19 protein-coding genes and 1 pseudogene are annotated in these 16,341 nt (G+C 70.6%); 10 read left to right on the top strand and 10 right to left on the bottom strand.

Going from position 1 to position 16,341, the window contains the following annotated elements:
* Positions 1 to 56 precede the first annotated feature (56 nt).
* The 4 genes and pseudogenes from AB0G10_RS12505 to AB0G10_RS12520 all read left to right on the top strand — a co-directional run.
* Positions 57 to 182, top strand: a pseudogene (locus tag AB0G10_RS12505) (DUF5984 family protein); the annotation flags it as partial.
* Positions 183 to 231: 49 nt separating this feature from the next.
* On the top strand, positions 232 to 477 hold the full coding sequence (locus AB0G10_RS12510) for a hypothetical protein (protein WP_360920768.1): 246 nt from the start codon (positions 232 to 234) through the stop codon (positions 475 to 477).
* A gap of 7 nt (positions 478 to 484) precedes the next feature.
* Positions 485 to 1,324 (top strand): helix-turn-helix domain-containing protein, encoded by an 840-nt coding sequence (locus tag AB0G10_RS12515; protein ID WP_360919181.1) that lies wholly within the window; start codon positions 485 to 487, stop codon positions 1,322 to 1,324.
* A 63-nt stretch (positions 1,325 to 1,387) separates the two neighbouring features.
* Positions 1,388 to 1,969 carry a dihydrofolate reductase family protein gene (locus AB0G10_RS12520; protein WP_360919183.1) on the top strand — a complete coding sequence of 194 codons (582 nt, stop codon included), beginning with the start codon at positions 1,388 to 1,390 and terminating at the stop codon, positions 1,967 to 1,969.
* Positions 1,970 to 1,973: 4 nt separating this feature from the next.
* On the opposite strand, the gene AB0G10_RS12525 is transcribed toward AB0G10_RS12520, so the two are convergent.
* Both AB0G10_RS12525 and AB0G10_RS12530 read right to left on the bottom strand, forming a co-directional pair.
* Positions 1,974 to 3,077, bottom strand: coding sequence for an aminotransferase class I/II-fold pyridoxal phosphate-dependent enzyme (locus AB0G10_RS12525; RefSeq protein ID WP_360919185.1), 1,104 nt, complete (start codon positions 3,075 to 3,077; stop codon positions 1,974 to 1,976).
* Positions 3,074 to 3,535 (bottom strand): DinB family protein, encoded by a 462-nt coding sequence (locus AB0G10_RS12530; protein WP_360919187.1) that lies wholly within the window; start codon positions 3,533 to 3,535, stop codon positions 3,074 to 3,076. Before AB0G10_RS12530 ends, AB0G10_RS12525 begins: the two co-directional genes overlap by 4 nt.
* 85 nt (positions 3,536 to 3,620) lie before the next feature.
* Between AB0G10_RS12530 and AB0G10_RS12535 the strand changes: the two genes are divergently transcribed.
* On the top strand, positions 3,621 to 4,172 hold the full coding sequence (locus AB0G10_RS12535) for an ABATE domain-containing protein (protein WP_360919189.1): 552 nt from the start codon (positions 3,621 to 3,623) through the stop codon (positions 4,170 to 4,172).
* A 474-nt stretch (positions 4,173 to 4,646) separates the two neighbouring features.
* Here the strand turns inward: AB0G10_RS12535 and AB0G10_RS12540 are convergent, their stop codons facing one another.
* Genes AB0G10_RS12540 through AB0G10_RS12570 form a run of 7 tightly spaced genes read right to left on the bottom strand, consistent with a single transcriptional unit; the run spans position 4,647 to position 10,677 of the window.
* Positions 4,647 to 4,916: a sensor histidine kinase gene (locus AB0G10_RS12540; RefSeq protein WP_360919191.1), complete on the bottom strand. Its 270-nt coding sequence runs from the start codon at positions 4,914 to 4,916 to the stop codon at positions 4,647 to 4,649.
* Between the two features lie 35 nt (positions 4,917 to 4,951).
* Positions 4,952 to 5,317: a hypothetical protein gene (locus AB0G10_RS12545; RefSeq protein ID WP_360919193.1), complete on the bottom strand. Its 366-nt coding sequence runs from the start codon at positions 5,315 to 5,317 to the stop codon at positions 4,952 to 4,954.
* The gene (locus AB0G10_RS12550) at positions 5,314 to 5,574 is read right to left on the bottom strand and encodes a hypothetical protein (protein ID WP_360919195.1); all 261 of its coding nucleotides are present in this window, start codon (positions 5,572 to 5,574) and stop codon (positions 5,314 to 5,316) included. Before AB0G10_RS12550 ends, AB0G10_RS12545 begins: the two co-directional genes overlap by 4 nt.
* A 29-nt stretch (positions 5,575 to 5,603) precedes the next feature.
* Complete coding sequence (locus tag AB0G10_RS12555) at positions 5,604 to 6,083, bottom strand: (2Fe-2S)-binding protein (RefSeq protein ID WP_360919197.1); 480 nt, start codon at positions 6,081 to 6,083, stop codon at positions 5,604 to 5,606.
* Positions 6,076 to 8,304, bottom strand: coding sequence for a molybdopterin cofactor-binding domain-containing protein (locus AB0G10_RS12560; protein ID WP_360919199.1), 2,229 nt, complete (start codon positions 8,302 to 8,304; stop codon positions 6,076 to 6,078). The genes AB0G10_RS12555 and AB0G10_RS12560 overlap by 8 nt, the downstream gene beginning before the upstream one ends.
* Positions 8,301 to 9,473, bottom strand: coding sequence for an oxygenase MpaB family protein (locus tag AB0G10_RS12565; RefSeq protein ID WP_360919200.1), 1,173 nt, complete (start codon positions 9,471 to 9,473; stop codon positions 8,301 to 8,303). The genes AB0G10_RS12560 and AB0G10_RS12565 overlap by 4 nt, the downstream gene beginning before the upstream one ends.
* A gap of 10 nt (positions 9,474 to 9,483) precedes the next feature.
* Positions 9,484 to 10,677, bottom strand: a complete 1,194-nt coding sequence (locus tag AB0G10_RS12570) for an oxygenase MpaB family protein (protein WP_360919202.1) — start codon at positions 10,675 to 10,677, stop codon at positions 9,484 to 9,486.
* Positions 10,678 to 10,839: 162 nt separating this feature from the next.
* On the opposite strand from AB0G10_RS12570, the gene AB0G10_RS12575 reads away from it, so the two are divergent.
* From AB0G10_RS12575 to ugpC, 5 genes are all read left to right on the top strand, one after another.
* Entirely contained in the window at positions 10,840 to 11,514 is a 675-nt protein-coding gene (locus tag AB0G10_RS12575) for a TetR/AcrR family transcriptional regulator (protein WP_360919203.1), read from the top strand.
* A 92-nt stretch (positions 11,515 to 11,606) separates the two neighbouring features.
* Complete coding sequence (locus AB0G10_RS12580) at positions 11,607 to 12,893, top strand: extracellular solute-binding protein (RefSeq protein WP_360919205.1); 1,287 nt, start codon at positions 11,607 to 11,609, stop codon at positions 12,891 to 12,893.
* 20 nt (positions 12,894 to 12,913) lie between these two features.
* The gene (locus AB0G10_RS12585) at positions 12,914 to 13,849 is read left to right on the top strand and encodes a sugar ABC transporter permease (RefSeq protein ID WP_360919206.1); all 936 of its coding nucleotides are present in this window, start codon (positions 12,914 to 12,916) and stop codon (positions 13,847 to 13,849) included.
* Entirely contained in the window at positions 13,849 to 14,682 is an 834-nt protein-coding gene (locus AB0G10_RS12590) for a carbohydrate ABC transporter permease (protein ID WP_360919208.1), read from the top strand. Before AB0G10_RS12585 ends, AB0G10_RS12590 begins: the two co-directional genes overlap by 1 nt.
* A gap of 19 nt (positions 14,683 to 14,701) precedes the next feature.
* Positions 14,702 to 15,967: a sn-glycerol-3-phosphate ABC transporter ATP-binding protein UgpC gene (gene ugpC, locus AB0G10_RS12595; protein WP_360919210.1), complete on the top strand. Its 1,266-nt coding sequence runs from the start codon at positions 14,702 to 14,704 to the stop codon at positions 15,965 to 15,967.
* Here the strand turns inward: ugpC and AB0G10_RS12600 are convergent, their stop codons facing one another.
* Complete coding sequence (locus AB0G10_RS12600; protein ID WP_360919212.1) at positions 15,968 to 16,333, bottom strand: DUF6188 family protein; 366 nt, start codon at positions 16,331 to 16,333, stop codon at positions 15,968 to 15,970. It lies immediately after the preceding gene.
* Positions 16,334 to 16,341 lie beyond the last annotated feature (8 nt).

The following is a 16,341-nucleotide window of genomic DNA, read 5'->3' on the forward strand; positions in this document are numbered from 1 at the left end:
GGCTCCCTCCTGGACCTGGCCCGATCAGCGCCGGACTCGTGGGCAAGCGGTCGAAGGTGCGGGACACGTTCGACGGGCCGCCACGACTGGACGTCACGGTGTCGGCGACCGAGTTCTTCGCCGCGGTCGAGGACTTCGACCGTCGATTCCTGGCGGCGATGGACGACCGCTGGAGCCCACGCGAGACGCGCGGCTCTTCCCCGTGGTGGAACGAGGGCTATGGTCGACGCCGTGCATCCCGCTTCGTCTTTCGAGGTCCTGCCCGAGCTGACCGGAGTCCGGAAGATCTGGTTCAGCGAGCTGGCGCAGGCGTTCGCCGGCGCGGGTTTTCCGGGATGTCTTCACGCGCCGCCCTGCCCCGGCGCCGGTCCCGCATCCGGGGAGACGGTGGAGGCGCTCCGCGATCGGTGGCCTCCCGAGCAGGAGGAGGACTACCTGCACGCCGAAGCCGTGGGGTGGTTCCGGGACGAGCGATGATGGCGGCGTGAAGTATGAGTCCCGGGCGCCCGGTCCTCCGCTGGACGGGCTGATCGACGACCTCTACTACCTGGAGGGCGTCCCGCCGTACTCCCGGCTGCTGCTGCCGGCGGCGCCCGCGCCCCTGCTCATCGTCAACCTCGGGGCGCCGTTCCGCATCCGGGCGGGCGCCGAGGCGGAGGCCGTGGAGTTCGCCGACGGCTGCGTGGTCGCCACTCCCACGCGCGCGTGGGAGTTCGGCTACCCGGTTCCGACCCGGTCGGTGGGCGTCCACTTCAAGCCGTGGGGTCTCGCGCCGTTCCTGCCGATGCCCGCGGCCGAGTTGAGCGACCGCCCCGCGACGGTGGAGCGGATCTGGGGACGGCCCGCCGTCGCCACGCTGCGACGCCGGCTGGTCGCGGCGGACACACCGTACGAAATGATGGGTCTGCTCGAAGAGGAGCTGGCACGACGGCTGCGGGTGATCGACGGCCTCGACCTGGTCCGGCGGATGAGCACGGCCGTCGCGGCGACCGGCGGGACCGTGCCGATCAGCGACATCGGGATGGCGGCCCGGGCCAGCAGCACGTATCTGGCGAAGCGGTTCAAGGCGGTCGTCGGGGTCACGCCGAAGCGGCTGGCGCGCGGCTACCGTTTCAGCTCCACCGTGCTGGCGCTCGACGTCGTCGCGCCGATCGACTGGGGTGAGGTCGCCGCTCGCGCGGGCTACTTCGACCAGGCCCATTTCGTGCGCGAGTTCCGGGAGTTCACCGGGCTCACGCCGACCCGGTACGCCGAGGTCCGGCGGCGATTCCTGCGCGACCATCCCGGTCACGTCCTGGACGGCTGGCCGCTGCCGGCCGATTGATTTCGTACAAGAGCGACAGGGCCACGCCGCACCAGACTGGGGGCCGCGAAAGAGGAGGATGCCGTGGGGAAAGTGGTCATGAACGCGTCGGTGTCGGTGGACGGTTTCATCGCGGCCGGGAACGACGATCCCGGTCCCCTCTTCGAATGGCTGGTCAGCGGTGACGTGCCGCTGGACGGCAGCGGTGTCCTGAAGGTGTCGCGGGCGTCGTTCGACTACGTCCGGCCGTATTGGGACGAAATCGGGGTGACGATCGCCGGCCGCCGTTCCTTCGACATCACCGACGGCTGGGACGGGACGCCGCCGAGCGGGATCGACCACGTGGTCGTGGTGAGTCACCGGGGCGCGCCCGAGGGCTGGGACCCCCGGGCGCCGTTCCATTTCGTCGACGGCGTCGAGGCGGCCGTGGTGAAGGCGCGGGAGCTCGCGGGTGACCGCACCGTCGAGTTCGCCGCCGGTGACGTCGGCGGCCAGGCGCTCGCCGCGGGCCTCATCGACGAGGTGCGGATGGACGTCGCGCCGGTCGTGCTCGGGTCCGGCAAGCGCTACTTCGGCTCGGTCGACGCGCAGCACCTGCTGGACGGCCCCGACGAGGTGGTTCAGGGCGACCGGGTGCTGCACCTGCGCTATCGGGTGCGCCGCTGATCGGTCAGAGCCGCGCCGACATCCGCCCGAGGATCTCGGTCAGCATCTCCGGGCTCGTGGCGAAGTTGATCCGCACGAACGACGCCGAGCCACCCCCGAAATCGGCGCCGCGGCTGAGCCGTACCCTTGCCTTCTTCTCCAGAAAACCGGCAGGATCGGGACCCAGCGGAGCGCAGTTCACCCAGGCCAGATAGGTGGCATCCGGCGGTCGGTAGCCCGCATCCCACGGCAGTGTCGCGGCCCACCGCGTGATCTGCTCGCGATTGGACGCCAGCAGATCCAGCAATGCGGAGAGCCACGGGTCGCACTCCGTCCAGGCCGCCACCGTCGCGACCCGGCCCAGCGTGCTCGGCTGTCCGAAATAGTCCAGCGGGAAACGGTCCAGGACGGCCCGCAGGCGGGACGGCCCGATGTGCGCGACGGCGCAGCGCAGGCCGGCGATGTTGAAGGCCTTCGTGGCCGAGGTCGCGGTCACCGTACGCCCGGCGGCGTCGTCGCCGATCGATGCGAAGGGGATGTGACGACGGCCGGCGTAGATCAGGTCGGCGTGGATCTCGTCGGACAATACGGTCAGATCGAACTCCTCGGCCGCGCCGGCCAGCTCCTCCAGCTCGGCCCGCGAGAACACCCGGCCGGTCGGGTTGTGCGGGTTGACCAGCAGCAACAGCCGGCAGTCCGCCAGCAGAGCACGATCGAGCGGCCCGTCCGGATCGAGCGCCACGACGCGGCGGCCGGCGCGTTCGATGCTCGCCAGGAACGGCGGGTAGTTCGGCACGTGCACCGCGATCCCGTCGCCCGGCCGCGTCGTCGTCTCGATCACGACCTGCAGGATCTGGATGAGATCGGTGAAGATCCGGGTCCGGCCGGGCGACGGGCGCCAGCCGTGCCGGGTCGCCATCCGCTCCTCGAACGCGGCGACGACCGGATCGCCGCCGGGCCAGTGCGGATAGCCGAAATCGGTCGCCTCGTGCAACCGCCGCCGGATCGCGGGCGCCACCGGGAAGTCCATGTCGGCCACCCACGCGCCGAGCACGCCCTCGTCGAGATCGCCCCACTTCACGCCGTACCCGCTGCGCAGCCGGGTCACGTCCACCTCGAAATCGGTCATGCCCGCGCCCGCAGAACATCGCGCATGATCTCCATCTGGCCATGGTGCTGCGCCAGCTCCTCGAAGACGTGCAGCAGCGCCGCCCCGCGATCGAGCTCCCGGTCCGGCCCGAGGAACGACCCCGGTGGTTGCGCTTGCAGCGCCGCTTCCGGCTCCGCGTCGCGCACATCGAGAGCAAGGCGATTCCGTACGGCGGAAGCCCGCGCGACGAGCGGCCCGACCGGCCCGGACGCCCGGAACTCGGCGTCCCGGTCGCGCTCCACGGCCCGGCCGGCCACGAGCGCGCCGGACCAGTACTCGATCACGCCGAGACAGTGCGTGAGCAGCGCGTACGGCGTGTTGGCCCCGGGCAGCGGCGGCCGCGTGTTGGCCAGCTCGTCACCGAGGCCGGCGACGATGCCGGTCATGCCGTCGAGCGCCCGGCCGGCGAAGTACAGATAGTCGTCCTTGGATATCACGCTGCCTCCTCAAGCCGTCACCCCCTCAGCAGGTGACGGTGTGGCGAGCTTGCCGCAGGAGCCCGTCACCTGTCAAGGTGGTGACGTGGAGTTCGTCTTCGTCAGCGGCAACCCCGCCCTCGACCTGCTCGGCACGCTGAAGTGGCGGCGCACCGCACCCGAGGAGGGCCTGCTCACCCCGGCCGACGCCGCGCGCTGGGCGGTCGAGGCAGGCCTGCTCAGCACCCCGCCCGAGGCCGGCGACGAGGAGCTGCGACGGCTCACCGACCTGCGCGAATCCACATATCGCCTGGTCCACGCGACGATCGAGGGCGCCCCCGGCCACGACGCTGACCTCCGTACCCTCAATGAAGCCGCCGCCGGACCGCCCGCCGCCATCACCCTCACCGCCGGCGGCGCGCGGCGCGCCGGCGGCCTCGACGCCGCAGCGACCGAGATTGCGCGGGCCGCAATCACGTTATTGGGTGACATGTACGGCGAGAACCCGCCCGCGGTCCGCGAATGCTCCCGCGAAGCCTGCACCCGCCTGTTCATCGACCGCTCCCGGGGCGCCACGCGTTCCTGGTGCGGCATGTCCGAATGTGGTAATCGCGTGAAGGCCCGCGAGTATCGGGCGCGAAAGGCAGCGCAGCGCTAGCCCCCCTGGAATCCGCCGACGCGGTAGCCGTCCCGGCCGGCCAGGGCGAGGAATGGCGGATAACGCACGCCGTCCACCGATGGGAAACCGATCCCGCGCTGCGGCACCCGCTGGTCGCCAACGGCAATCCCGCCGAGCGCGCCTACGTCCCCATCACCGCCGAATATCTGGGAACGTTGGGTTCGCGCCGTTACGAACAATGGCTGTGGCAGCACCGCCATTCCGGCGATGAATGGAACGGAGGGTACGGTGCGTGAGCATCTGCGGCCGTGGTTCCGGGCCGTCACGGTGTGCGACCCGCGAGCCGGCGGCCGCCGAAATGGCGCGCATGGCGATCCGTCGTTCTGCGGCTCCCGCCGACCAGGTCCAGGAGGAACCCGGCCAGATCACCCGCGACGTGGTCCTCGGCCATCCGCAGGCTGCCGGTCACCCGCAGCGGAGGGCCGAGAAAATGGTGCGCGCCCCCGATGAACCTCACGGGACGGGGCGGCGGGCCGGCAACCGGACCGTGAAGGTCGTGGTGCCGTCGGCGGACGAGCCCGGCTCACCGGCGGTGAGTGTCCCGCCGTGTTGTTCGACGATGGCCCGGGCCGCGGTCAGGCCGAGCCCGTTGCCCGGGATGCCGGTGTGCCGGGCCGCCTCGCCGCGGAAGAAGAGGTCGAAGAGGTGGCCGTGCTCGTGCGGCTTGATGGCGGCACCGGTGTCGGTGACCGCGAGGACCGCGGCCGAGCCTTCGGCGTGCACGTCGAGGGTGACCGTCGTGGCGTCGGCGGCCCAGGTCAGGGCGCTGGTGAGGAGATGCGGCGCGGCTGCCCGGGCATCCGGGTGACCACCTCGGCGTCCCGGACCGGCTCGCCGCGCAGGGCGCGGACGAGGGGCTGGTACGCCGGGTCGAGGGGCGGACCGTCCGGATGGTGCAGGTGCAGCCGCTCCGGCCGGTGTTCGGCGGCGCAGCCCTCCAGCCGGTCACCTACCAGGTCGCGGGCGGCCTGGTGGTAGAGGATCGGCCGGCCGGTCCCGTCGCAGCCGAGCACCGCGACGTCGAGGATGTTCGCGATGGCCCGCAGCGTCTGGTTCTGTTCGCGGAGCAGCTCGCGGGCGAAAGCCTCGGTGCCGGTCCGCTGGGCGCGGACGTACGCGGTCACGTCCTCGACCCGGTGCGCGACGAGGTCGAGGCTGCCGTCCGGGCCGAAGATCGGCGCGTTGACCGGCGCCCAGTATCGGTCTCGAAGCCGCCGCCGGGCTGCGGGATGTCGTACTTCTGGATATCCAGCACGTCGTCGCGGGTCCGCATGGTGGCGGCGAGATAGGCGTCGCTGACCTCGACGATCCGCAACGAGGTGTCGAGAACGAGCAGCGCGGCCGGCGCACCGGAACAGAAGCCGGTAGTCGATCGGGCCACCCGTTCTCGGCGAACTCACATTTCCGACATCACTGAATCTTCCGCGCGGCCGCCCGGATCGCGTCCCTGATGCGCGGGTAGGTGCCGCAGCGGCAGACGTTGCGGATGGCGTCCAGGTCGGCGTCGGTGAGGTCGCGGCGCTCGGCGGTGAGGCGGCGGATCAGGGCGACGGCCGCCATGATCTGCCCGGGCTGGCAGTAGCCGCACTGCGCCACGTCGTGGTCGAGCCAGGCCTGCTGCATCGGGTGCAGATCGGCGCCGGCGGTCGGGGCCAGTCCCTCGATCGTCACCACCTCGTCGTCCGGTTTCAGCGAGCCGACCGGGATGGCGCACGGCGTCACCGCCTCGCCGTTGAGGTGACTGGTGCAGGCCCGGCAGACGGCGATCCCGCAGCCGTACTTCGGCCCGGTCACGCCGAGAAGATCTCTCAAAACCCAGAGCAGGCGTACGTCGGAAGCCACGTCGACGGTGACCGCGGCGCCGTTGAGCCGGAAGGTGTGTTCAGGCACCGGGGCCTCCGTGTGCGGGTGATGCCGGGATCGGCGGAACGGTGGGTTTCGGCGTGAACGACAGCGTGCCGTGGTTGATCGGGAAGACCGCCGGCATGGTGCCGGTCGCCCGGGCGTAGGCGCACGCGACCGCCGCCATCGACGCGGCCACGCCGAGCTCACCGGCCCCGCCGGGCTCCTCGGAGCTGCTCGGCACGACGATGACCCGCAGCTCGGCCGGGGTGTTCCACTGCCGGGTGTAGGCGTAGTCGTCCCAACTCGCCTCGAGGAAGTGCCCGTCCTTCAGATGCAGGCTGGAGGTGAGGGCGAGCGCGATCCCGTCCATGATCCCGCCCATCATCTGTGCTTCGAGGCCGCGCGGGTTGACGGCGAGGCCGACGTCGACCGCGAAGACGACCCGGGTGACCCGGGGCCCGCCGACGCCGTCGCGGATCGGCCGGTTCACCGTCTCCGGCCGGCAGTCGATCTCGACGAGGGCGGCGCTGACCGCCTTGTACTCGGCGTGGAACGCGATGCCCTGCGCCATCCCGGCCGGCAGCTCGCGGCCCCACCCGCCCGCCTCGGCGGCCGCCGCGAGCACCGCCCGTGCCCGGCCGTCGCGCAGCAGGTCACGACGTACCATGAAAGGGTCTTTGCCGATCCGGACGCCCAGCCGGTCGATCATCAGCTCGCGCGCGCAGGTCGTGTCGGGCGAATAGACGTTGCGCATGCTGCCGGTGTTGAAGCCCGACCCGGTCTCGGCGAGCAGCCGGCTGTGCAGCCCGAACCGGTACGGCGAGGCGTGGCTGAACTGGAAGAACGTCTGCGCGAAGGCGCGGTCGCCGATCGGCAGCCGGGCGGCCATCGCGGTCAACAGCTCCCCCAGCCCGTGCCCCAGGTCGGTGGTGATGCTGGTGTGCCGCTGCTCGAAGCCGAGCACCGCCGCGCCGGCGTAGGCGATCCGCACCCGGGAGGTCGCCGCCGGGTGGGTGCGCCCCTGCCGGGAGTCGTCGGCACGGTGCCACATCAGCTTCACCGGCTTGCCGATCCTCTGGGACAGCTCGGCGGCCTCCAGGGCGGCGTCGAAGAACAGCTTGCGGCCGAACGAGCCGCCGCCCTCGGTCACGTGCACGGTGACCCGGTCCGGTGGCAGGCCGAGCCGGGCCGCGATGGCCTGTTTCGCCACGATCGGCGACTTGAGGCCGGACCAGATCTCGGCGCGGCCGGCCCGGACGTCGGCGATCGCGCAGTTCGTCTCCAGGGCGCTGTTGCTCCGGAAGTGGAAGGTGAAGAACCCTTCGACGTACGGGGTGAGCGGCCGCGGCCCGAGCGGCAGTTCGGCGGCGGCCAGTTCCCGGAGCACGCCGGCCTGGGACCGGCCGTCGACCGGACCCGGCAGCCAGGCGACCCGCAGGGCGCGGACCGCGTCGATGCACTGGCCGAACGTCGCGGCCCGGACCGCCACGCCGGTGGAGATCGGGACGACGTCGGTGACGCCGGGCATGGCCCGTACCTCGGCGAGGTTGGCGACCGGGCCGGGGCGGCCGTTGATGGTGGGTGGGCGGCAGACCATCGCGGGTGCCGCGCCGGGCACGTCGAGGTCCATCGCGAACTTCTTGCGCCCGGTCACGGCGTCGAGCGCGTCCACCCGGCTCTGCGGCGTCCCGATGACGGTGAAGCTCTCCCTCGGGGTGAGCTCCACCGGCACCGCCAGGGTCCGCGCGCTCGCGGCCGGGCCGGCCAGGGCGCCGATGTCGGCGCGCCGCCCGGCCCGGTCGCTGATCACCCCGTCGGTCAGCGTCAGGCTGCCGGCCGGCACCCGCCAGGACGAGGCCGCCGCCTGCAGCAGCCGCTGCCGGGCGACCGCCGCCGCCACCCGGATCGGCGTGTACGTCGCGATCGTCGTGTTCGACGCCCCGGTGAGCTGGTTGAACAGCAGCTCCGGCCGGGCGTCGGCGAGCGTGACCCGGACCCGGCGCAGCGGCACCGACAACTCCTCGGCGATCAGCATGGCCGTCGACGTGGTGATCCCCTGCCCCACCTCGGCCCGCGGCAACGCGAACGACACGGTCCCGTCCGCGCCGACCTCCACCGCGATGAGCCCGGACGTCGGCAACGCCGCCGCGGTCATTATGTCGTTGAGATCGATGATCTCGGTGATGTCGGCGTCCGCCCTGGTGGAGGCCGCGGTCACCAGGACCGGGCCGGCCAGCACGTAGCCGAGGAAGCGCCGCCGCTTCATGCGGGCCGGTCGAGGGTCGGCCGGTTGACGGCGGGGATGTCGATCCTGGTCTCCCGGCCCTTGGTCAGGAAGAAGAGGATGTACTGCCGGGCGGCCTCGTCGATCGCCCAGGCGGCCTCCGGGACCAGCGGGAGCGGGATCAGGCCCTCGCGGAACCGGACGAGCAGCGGCCAGGCGGTGGCGATGAGCGGCCCCCAGACCGGTTCGCGCTCGATGCCGTCCCAGTCCGCCACCTGGTCGCCGACGAGGTAGCGGGCCAGGGCGTTGACCATCGGCCGGCTGACGCTGCCCGGGCTGGTCTGCTCGGCGAGCTGGCCCAGCAGGATGTCGGTGAGCTCGACGCCCTCCCGGGTGGGGCCCATGTTGGGCGGCAGCACCCGGTCGGACTGGGCGTAGGCGGCGGCCCAGGTGGCCGGAATGTACTCGTCGCGGACGCCGAGCAGGTGCGCGGTCACCTGCCAGACGTGCAGGTAGGCCTGCGAGTCGGCGGCGGTGATCGGCACGTTCCACTCGCGCAGTTTGCGCATCGCGTACGTCGGCAGGGTGTGCCAGGTGACCAGGATGTCCTCCTGGCTGATGATCGGGCCCCAATTCCAGTGCGGGGACTGCGGGAGCAGGTGGCGCACGGCGGCGTGCACGAGCCGGGTCTTGACCGCGTTGACGATGCAGTCGCCGTCCGGCCGGTAGGCGTTGAGCGCGCCGACCGCGAAGCCGAGCAGGCTGGTCTTGGCGACCCGGTCCTCCATGTCGGCGCCGCCCTTGGAGTAGTAGACCGACCAGGCCTCCTTCGGGATGGCGGTGCTCAGCATGCCGCCGCCGACGCCGTTGAGCAGGTTGAGGTAGAGGCCGCGGGACTTGTTGAACCGCCCGGCCCGCTCGAGTCTCGCGGTGTCCGCCCAGGACGGCAGCCGGCGGGCCCGCTCGATGAAGTCGGTCAGGTATCCGGGCAGGCCGGCGGGGAGCGGCTGGTCGTTGCGGGTCCAGTTCCACAGCAGCCGGTTGACTTCCGGCACCGCGCCGGAGTCGAGCAGTTCGGCGCTCACCGGGTCGGCTTCCGGGTCGAAGATCGTATGGGGGCCGGTCGTCTCCCGCGCCGCGGCCGGGGCGGCGACGCCGAGGGCGCCGGCCGCTCCGAGGGCGCTGCCGGACAGCAGGGCTCTGCGTTTCACGTCGGGCTCTTCAGGTGGGGCGGTTGGTCAGCGGGATCTCGATGCTGATCGGCTTCGCCTCGGACAGGAACAGCAGCGCCGCCTTGCGCAGGAACTCGTCGAACAGCCAATAGGCCTTCGGGGCGAGGGGCAAAGGCAACAGCCCTTCGCGTACGGCGATGAAGGGTCCCCACGCGGTCTTGAGCAGGGGGTCCCACACCAGTTCACGCGGGATCCTCAGCCAGCCGGCGATCTCGTCGCCGAGCATGAACCGGGTGAACGCGCCGAGGATGCCCTTGGTCAGCAGCCCGCCGTCGATGTCCTTGCCGAGGTTGAGCAGGATGTCGGCGAGCTTGATGCCCTCCGGGGTGGGCCGCAGGATCGGGTCGAGGACCTCGGTGGCCTGCGCGTCCGCCTCGGCCCAGGAGTTCGGGATGTACTCGTCGCGGACGCCGAGCAGGTGGGCGCCGACCTGCCAGGAGTGCAGGAACGCCGCGGACTCGGCGGCCGGGATGGGCACCTTCCAGTCGGTCAGCTTGCGCATCACGGTGGTGGGCAGGCTGTGCCAGGTGACCATGATGTCGCGCTGGCTGATCGGGATGTCCTCGTCGGCGACCTTGGTCCAGTAGGGCGATTGCGGCAGCAGGTGCCGTACCGCGGCGTGCACGAGGCGGGTCTTGACCGCCGTGACGATCATTTCGCCCTCGGGCTCGTAGGCGTCGACGGCGCCGATGTCGTACCCGAGCTTGGCGGTCTTGGAAATGCGGTCCTTCATGTCCGCGCCGCCCTGCGAGTAGTAGACGGCCAGGGCCTCCTTGGGGATGACGGTGCTCATCATGCCGCTGGCCAGCCCGTAGAGGACGCCCAGATACAGGCCGCGTTTCTCGTTGAAGTCGACGGCCAGGCGCAGCTTGGCCCGGTCGACCCAGGGCGGGAGCCGGCGCGCGCGTTCCATGAAGTCGCGCAGGTCGGCGGGGAGGCCGTCGGGCAGCGGCTGGCCGTTCTTCTTCCAGGTCCGCAGCAGGGTGTTGACCATCGGCACGTCACCGCGCTCGATCAGGGAGGCCACGAGCGGGTCGGCCTCGTCGTCCCAGACCCAGCGCGGGTCGGTGCCGACGCCGGTGCCGGCCACCGACGCGGAGGCCGGCCAGGTCCAGGTGGTTGCCGCGGCGACGCCGATGACGCCGCTCGCCTTGAGAATGTTTCGCCTGTTCAGAGGGGTCATGGCCGCACTGCTCCATCCATCTGAGACGATGAGACAAGATGTGCCTTGGTGTTTCAGCATGAGAGCACGGCGGTGACGGCTATCACAAGCTTCGATGTGAAGTTTGTCGATTGCTGATACGCTGATACACCTTCGCTTCCGATGTATCCCGGGAGGCCTCCGGTGGAATCGCTCGGCGCCGTCCCCGGTTCCGGCTCGCTGCTGGGGCGCGCTATCGCCGAGGCGTTCGCGGACACCGGCGCCGGCCCGCCCGATCTCCCCGACGACGAGGTCACCACCCGGCTGCTCGACACGGCGTACCAGCACTTCTGCCGGATGGGCATCCGGCGCTCCACGATGGAGGAGGTGGCCCGCCGCGCCGGCGTCTCCCGGGTCACCGCCTACCGCCGGTTCGCCACCAAGGACGCCCTGGTCAAGCACGTGATCCGGCGCGAGTTCCGGCACTACTTCGACCAGTTCCTGATCGAGGTGCAGCAGGGCGCCACCGCGGCCGACCGGGTGTCCATCGGCTTCGCCGGGTCCCTCCAGGCGATCCGGAACAACCCGTTGATCGGCGGCCTCATGGCCACCGAGCCGGACGTGCTGATCCCGTCGATCGTCGGCGACGGCGGGCTGCTGCTCGGCACGGTGCAGCGGTTCGTGGCCGGCCAGCTCCGGCGGGAGCAGCTCGCCGGCACCATCGCCGCGGGCGTCGACGTGGAGCTGGTCGCCGAGCTGATGACCCGGCTCTGCTCGTCGTTCCTGGTGACGCCGAGCTTCGTGGTCGACCTGGACGACGTGGACGCGCTGCGTACGGTGGCCCGGAGATTCCTGGCCCCGATGCTGAACGCCGGATAGGAACCGGTCACCGATTCATTCACCGGGGATGATGCGCTATGTGATCGATCGGCTGCACGCTGTGTGCCCCTGCGGCTTTTCAGGAGGCACCCGTGTCTCGTCGAACAGCGTCGGCTGCCGCGCTCCTCCTCCTCGCCGCCGGCATGCTCAGCGCATGCGGCGACGACAGTGGTGTCCCGACCGTCACCTGGTACATCAACCCGGACAACGGCGGCCAGGCCCGCCTCGCCGAGCGCTGCGCGGCCGACGCCGGCGGCAGCTACCGGGTCGACGTGCAGGTGCTGCCGAACGACGCCTCCCAGCAGCGCGAGCAGCTGGTCCGCAGGCTCGCGGCGAAGGACTCCTCGATCGACCTGATGAGCCTCGACCCGCCGTTCGTCGCCGAGTTCGCCAACGCCGGATTCCTGCGCCCGTTCGACCAGGCCGACGCGACAGCGCTCACCGACGGGGTGCTCAAGGGGCCGCTGCAGACCGCGTACTGGAAGGACCAGCTGGTCGCCGCGCCGTTCTGGGCCAACACCCAGCTGCTCTGGTACCGCAAGTCGGTGGCCCGGGCGGCCGGCGTCGACCCGGCCTCCGCCTCGTTCACCTGGGACGAGATGATCCGGACCGCGGCCGGCCAGAACAAGGTGATCGGCGTGCAGGCCAACCGGTACGAGGGCTACATGGTCTGGATCAACGCCCTGATCACTTCGGCGGGCGGCGAGATCATCGGCGACGTCGAGGCCGGCAAGGACGCCAAACCGATGATCGACTCGGAGGCCGGCGACAGGGCCGCCGCGATCGTCGGCGGGCTGGCCCGCTCCCCCGCCGCCCCGCCCGCCATGTCGACGATGGGCGAGGAGGAGGCCCGCTCGGCGTTCCAGAGCGCCGCCGGCGGCTTCATGGTCAACTGGCCGTACGTCTACAACGCCGCCAAGGAGGCGGTCGCCGCGGGCGGCATCACCCAGGAGACCTTCGACGACATCGCCTGGGCCCGGTTCCCGCGCGTCGACGCCGGGACGCCGAGCAAGCCGCCGCTGGGCGGCATCAACCTGGCGGTCAGCGCGTTCACCACGCACCCCGAGCAGACGCTCGACCTGGTGCGCTGCGCCACCTCGCTGCCGAACAACGTCGAGTACATGCTCGACGCCGGCAACCCGGCCGCGCGCGGCGCCGCCTACGACGACCCGAAGGTGCGCGAGGCGTACCCGATGGCCGACGTGATCCGGCAGTCGATCAACGACGCCGGGCCGCGGCCGATCACGCCGTACTACAACGACGTCTCCACGTCGGTGCAGATCACCTGGCATCCCGCCACGGACGTCACCGCACCCGCGACTCCGGACGAGTCGGCGGCCTTCATGTCCGACGTCCTGCAGGGCAAACGGCTCCTGTGACCCTTTGGAAGGGGTGAACCATGGCTCTGACCGACGTCCGGGTCGCGCCGCCGGCGCCCGAACCCGCCACCGAGGTCACCGACCGCGCCCGGCACGAGCGACGCCTCGGGCTGATCCTGTCGGCGCCCGCGTTCGTGGTGATGGTGTTCGTGACCGCCTATCCGCTGGTCTACGCGGTCGTGCTGTCGCTCTACAACTACCGGCTCACCGACCCGGCCGGCCGCGAGTTCGTCGGGCTCGGCAACTACGCCACGGTGCTGACCGACCCGGTCTGGTGGTCCGACTTCGGCACCACCCTGATCATCACGGTGGTCAGCGTCGCGGTGGAGCTGGTGCTCGGCTTCGCGTTCGCGTTCGTGATGTACCGGGTGATCCGGGGGCGGTCGTGGGTGCGCACCGGCATCCTGATCCCGTACGGCATCGTCACGGTCGTCTCGGCGTACATCTGGCAGTTCGCCTTCCAGCTGGACTCCGGATTCGTGAACCAGTGGTTCAACCTGGGGACCTTCAACTTCTTCGGCGAGCGCTGGTCGGCGCTGTTCGTGATCATCCTGTCCGAGATCTGGAAGACCACGCCGTTCATCTCGCTGCTGCTGCTCGCCGGCCTCGTCCAGGTGCCCGAGGAGATGCAGGAGGCGGCCCGGGTCGACGGCGCGACCGCCTGGCAGCGGCTGTGGCGCGTCACGCTGCCGAACATGAAGGCCGCGATCATGGTGGCGCTGCTGTTCCGCACCCTCGACGCGTGGCGGATCTTCGACAACCCGTTCATCATGACGCGCGGCGCGAACGACACCGAGACGCTGTCGTTCCTCGCCTACCGGCAGAACGTCACCCTGGTCAACCTCGGTGCGGGCTCGGCCGTCTCGGTCCTGCTCTTCCTGACCGTCGTGGTGATCGCGTTCATCTTCGTGAAGGGCTTCCGGACGGACCTCTCCCAAGTACGGGGTGATCGGTGATGGGCGACCGCAAGGGCAGCATCTGGTGGACCGTCTCCGGTCTGGCCATCCTGATCTGGGCGCTGTTCCCGCTGCTCTGGATGGTGTCGCTGTCGTTCAAGGATCCGGACACGTTCCGCAGCCAGGAGCCGACGTTCTTCCCGCAGACCTGGGTCTGGGACAACTACCGGACCGTCTTCACCGACTCGCTGTTCACCAGCGCGCTGCGCAACTCCATCGGCATCGCCCTGATCGCCACGACGCTGTCGGTCGTCATCGCGATGTTCGCGGCCTACGCGATCGCCCGGATGGAGTACCCCGGCAAGAAGTTCCTGCTCTCGATGGCCCTCGCGATCGCCATGTTCCCGCAGGCCGCGCTCGTCGGCCCGCTGTTCAACATGTGGCGCAACCTGGGCATCTACGACACCTGGCTCGGGCTGATCATCCCGTACCTGACCTTCGCCCTGCCGCTGTCGATCTGGACCATGTCGGCGTTCTTCCGGCAGATCCCGTGGGAGATGGAACAGGCCGCGCAGGTCGACGGCGCCACCGCCTGGCAGGCGTTCCGCCGGGTCATCGTGCCGCTGGCCGCGCCGGGCGTGTTCACCACGGCGATCCTGACGTTCTTCTTCTGCTGGAACGAGTTCCTGCTCGCCATCTCGCTGACCTCGACCGACCGGGCCCGCACCGTGCCGGCCGCCCTGTCGTTCTTCACCGGCGCCTCCCAGTTCGAGTCGCCGATCACGTACATCATGGCCGCCTCGGTGGTCGTGACGATTCCCGTCGTCATCCTCGTGCTGATCTTCCAGCGCAGGATCATGGCCGGCCTCACCGCCGGTGCCGTCAAAGGCTGAGTTGGGGAGGTCCTTCACCATGGCCGCGATCACCATGCGCAACATCGTCAAGCGCTACAGCGACGGTTTCCAGGCCGTGAACGACGTCAGCCTGGACATCGCCGACGGCGAGTTCGTCATCCTCGTCGGACCCTCCGGATGCGGCAAGTCCACGCTGCTGCGCATGATCGTCGGACTGGAGGACATCACCTCCGGCGACATGATCATCGGCGGGAACCGGGTCAACCAGAAGGCGCCCCGGGACCGGAACCTGGCCATGGTCTTCCAGAACTACGCCCTCTACCCGCACCTGTCGGTCTTCGAGAACATCGCCTTCCCGCTGCGCCTCAAGAACGTGCCCGACGCCGAGGTCCGCGAGCAGGTCGCGCACGCCGCCGAACTGCTGCAGCTCACCGAGCACCTGGACCGCAAGCCAGCCAACCTCTCCGGCGGGCAGCGCCAGCGCGTCGCCATGGGCCGGGCCATCGTCCGCAAGGCCGACGCGTTCCTCTTCGACGAGCCGCTCTCCAACCTCGACGCCAAACTCCGCGGCCAGATGCGCACCGAGATCGCCCGCATGCAGAAGCGCCTCGGCACCACCACGGTCTACGTCACCCACGACCAGACCGAGGCGATGACGTTGGGCGACCGCATCGCGGTCCTGCGCAAGGGAGTGCTCCAGCAGGTCGGAACGGCACGGCAACTGTACGAGGAACCGGCGAACCTCTTCGTCGCCGGCTTCATCGGCTCACCCCCGATGAACTTCGTGCCCGGCCGGGTCAAGGACGGCCAGATCGACACGCCGTTCGGCACGGTCGCCGCCGAGGGGCCGCGCCTGTCCAAGGTCACCGACCGGGAACTGTGCATCATCGGCCTGCGTCCCGAGCACTTCGAGGACGAGAGGCTGGTCGCCGCCGACGTCCGCGGGCGCGGCAAGTCGTTCTCGGCCGAGGTGGACGTGACCGAGTGGCTCGGCAACGGCCTCTTCGCGTACGTCCCCTACGAGGCCCCGAGCGAGGTGACCGCGCAACTCGAGGAGCTGGAGCGCGAGCTGGACAGCGAGCAGATGCGTACCCAACTGGTGGTCGCCCTGGACGCGAGCAGCCGGATCCGGGCGGGGGCCACGGCGCGGCTGTGGTTCGACCCGCACAAGATGCACGTCTTCGACGCGTCCAGCGGCGAGAATTTGACCCGCGATCCGGATCGGGTCTTCGAGGAGGACGACGCTTTCGAGGTCGTCTCCTCTTCTCCGGGTTCCGCTTCGGCTTCCGTCCCGGAGGATGGCAAGCACGCCGCGCCGGAGTGATCAGCCGTTGCCGCCCCAGACGGCCAGCTCGCCGCGCGCCATGCAGACGACCAGGAAGCCGCCCGGCCCGGTGACCGCCCACGACTCCACCTCGGGGTCGACGTCGACGAGCAGCCGCCGTCCACTCGCGAACGTCAGCTCCAGCTCGCCGGAGCCGGTCGCCCGCGCCTCCCGGACCGTGTCGTTGAGCAGGACGCCCAGCGTGTCGGACTGATCGCCGGGCTCCACGTCGACCCGCCCGTCCGGGCCGTCCAGATGCGCCACGCCCTCGATGACGACCTTCCGGTCGCCGGAGAAGCCGAGGACGATGGCGTGATCGAGCTGCGCGTACTCCAGTTCGCAGCCGACCAGCAGGGTGAGCGGCATGATTTCTC

Origin of the sequence: Actinoplanes sp. NPDC023714, assembly GCF_040639855.1 — a bacterium.
GTDB lineage: Bacteria > Actinomycetota > Actinomycetes > Mycobacteriales > Micromonosporaceae > Actinoplanes.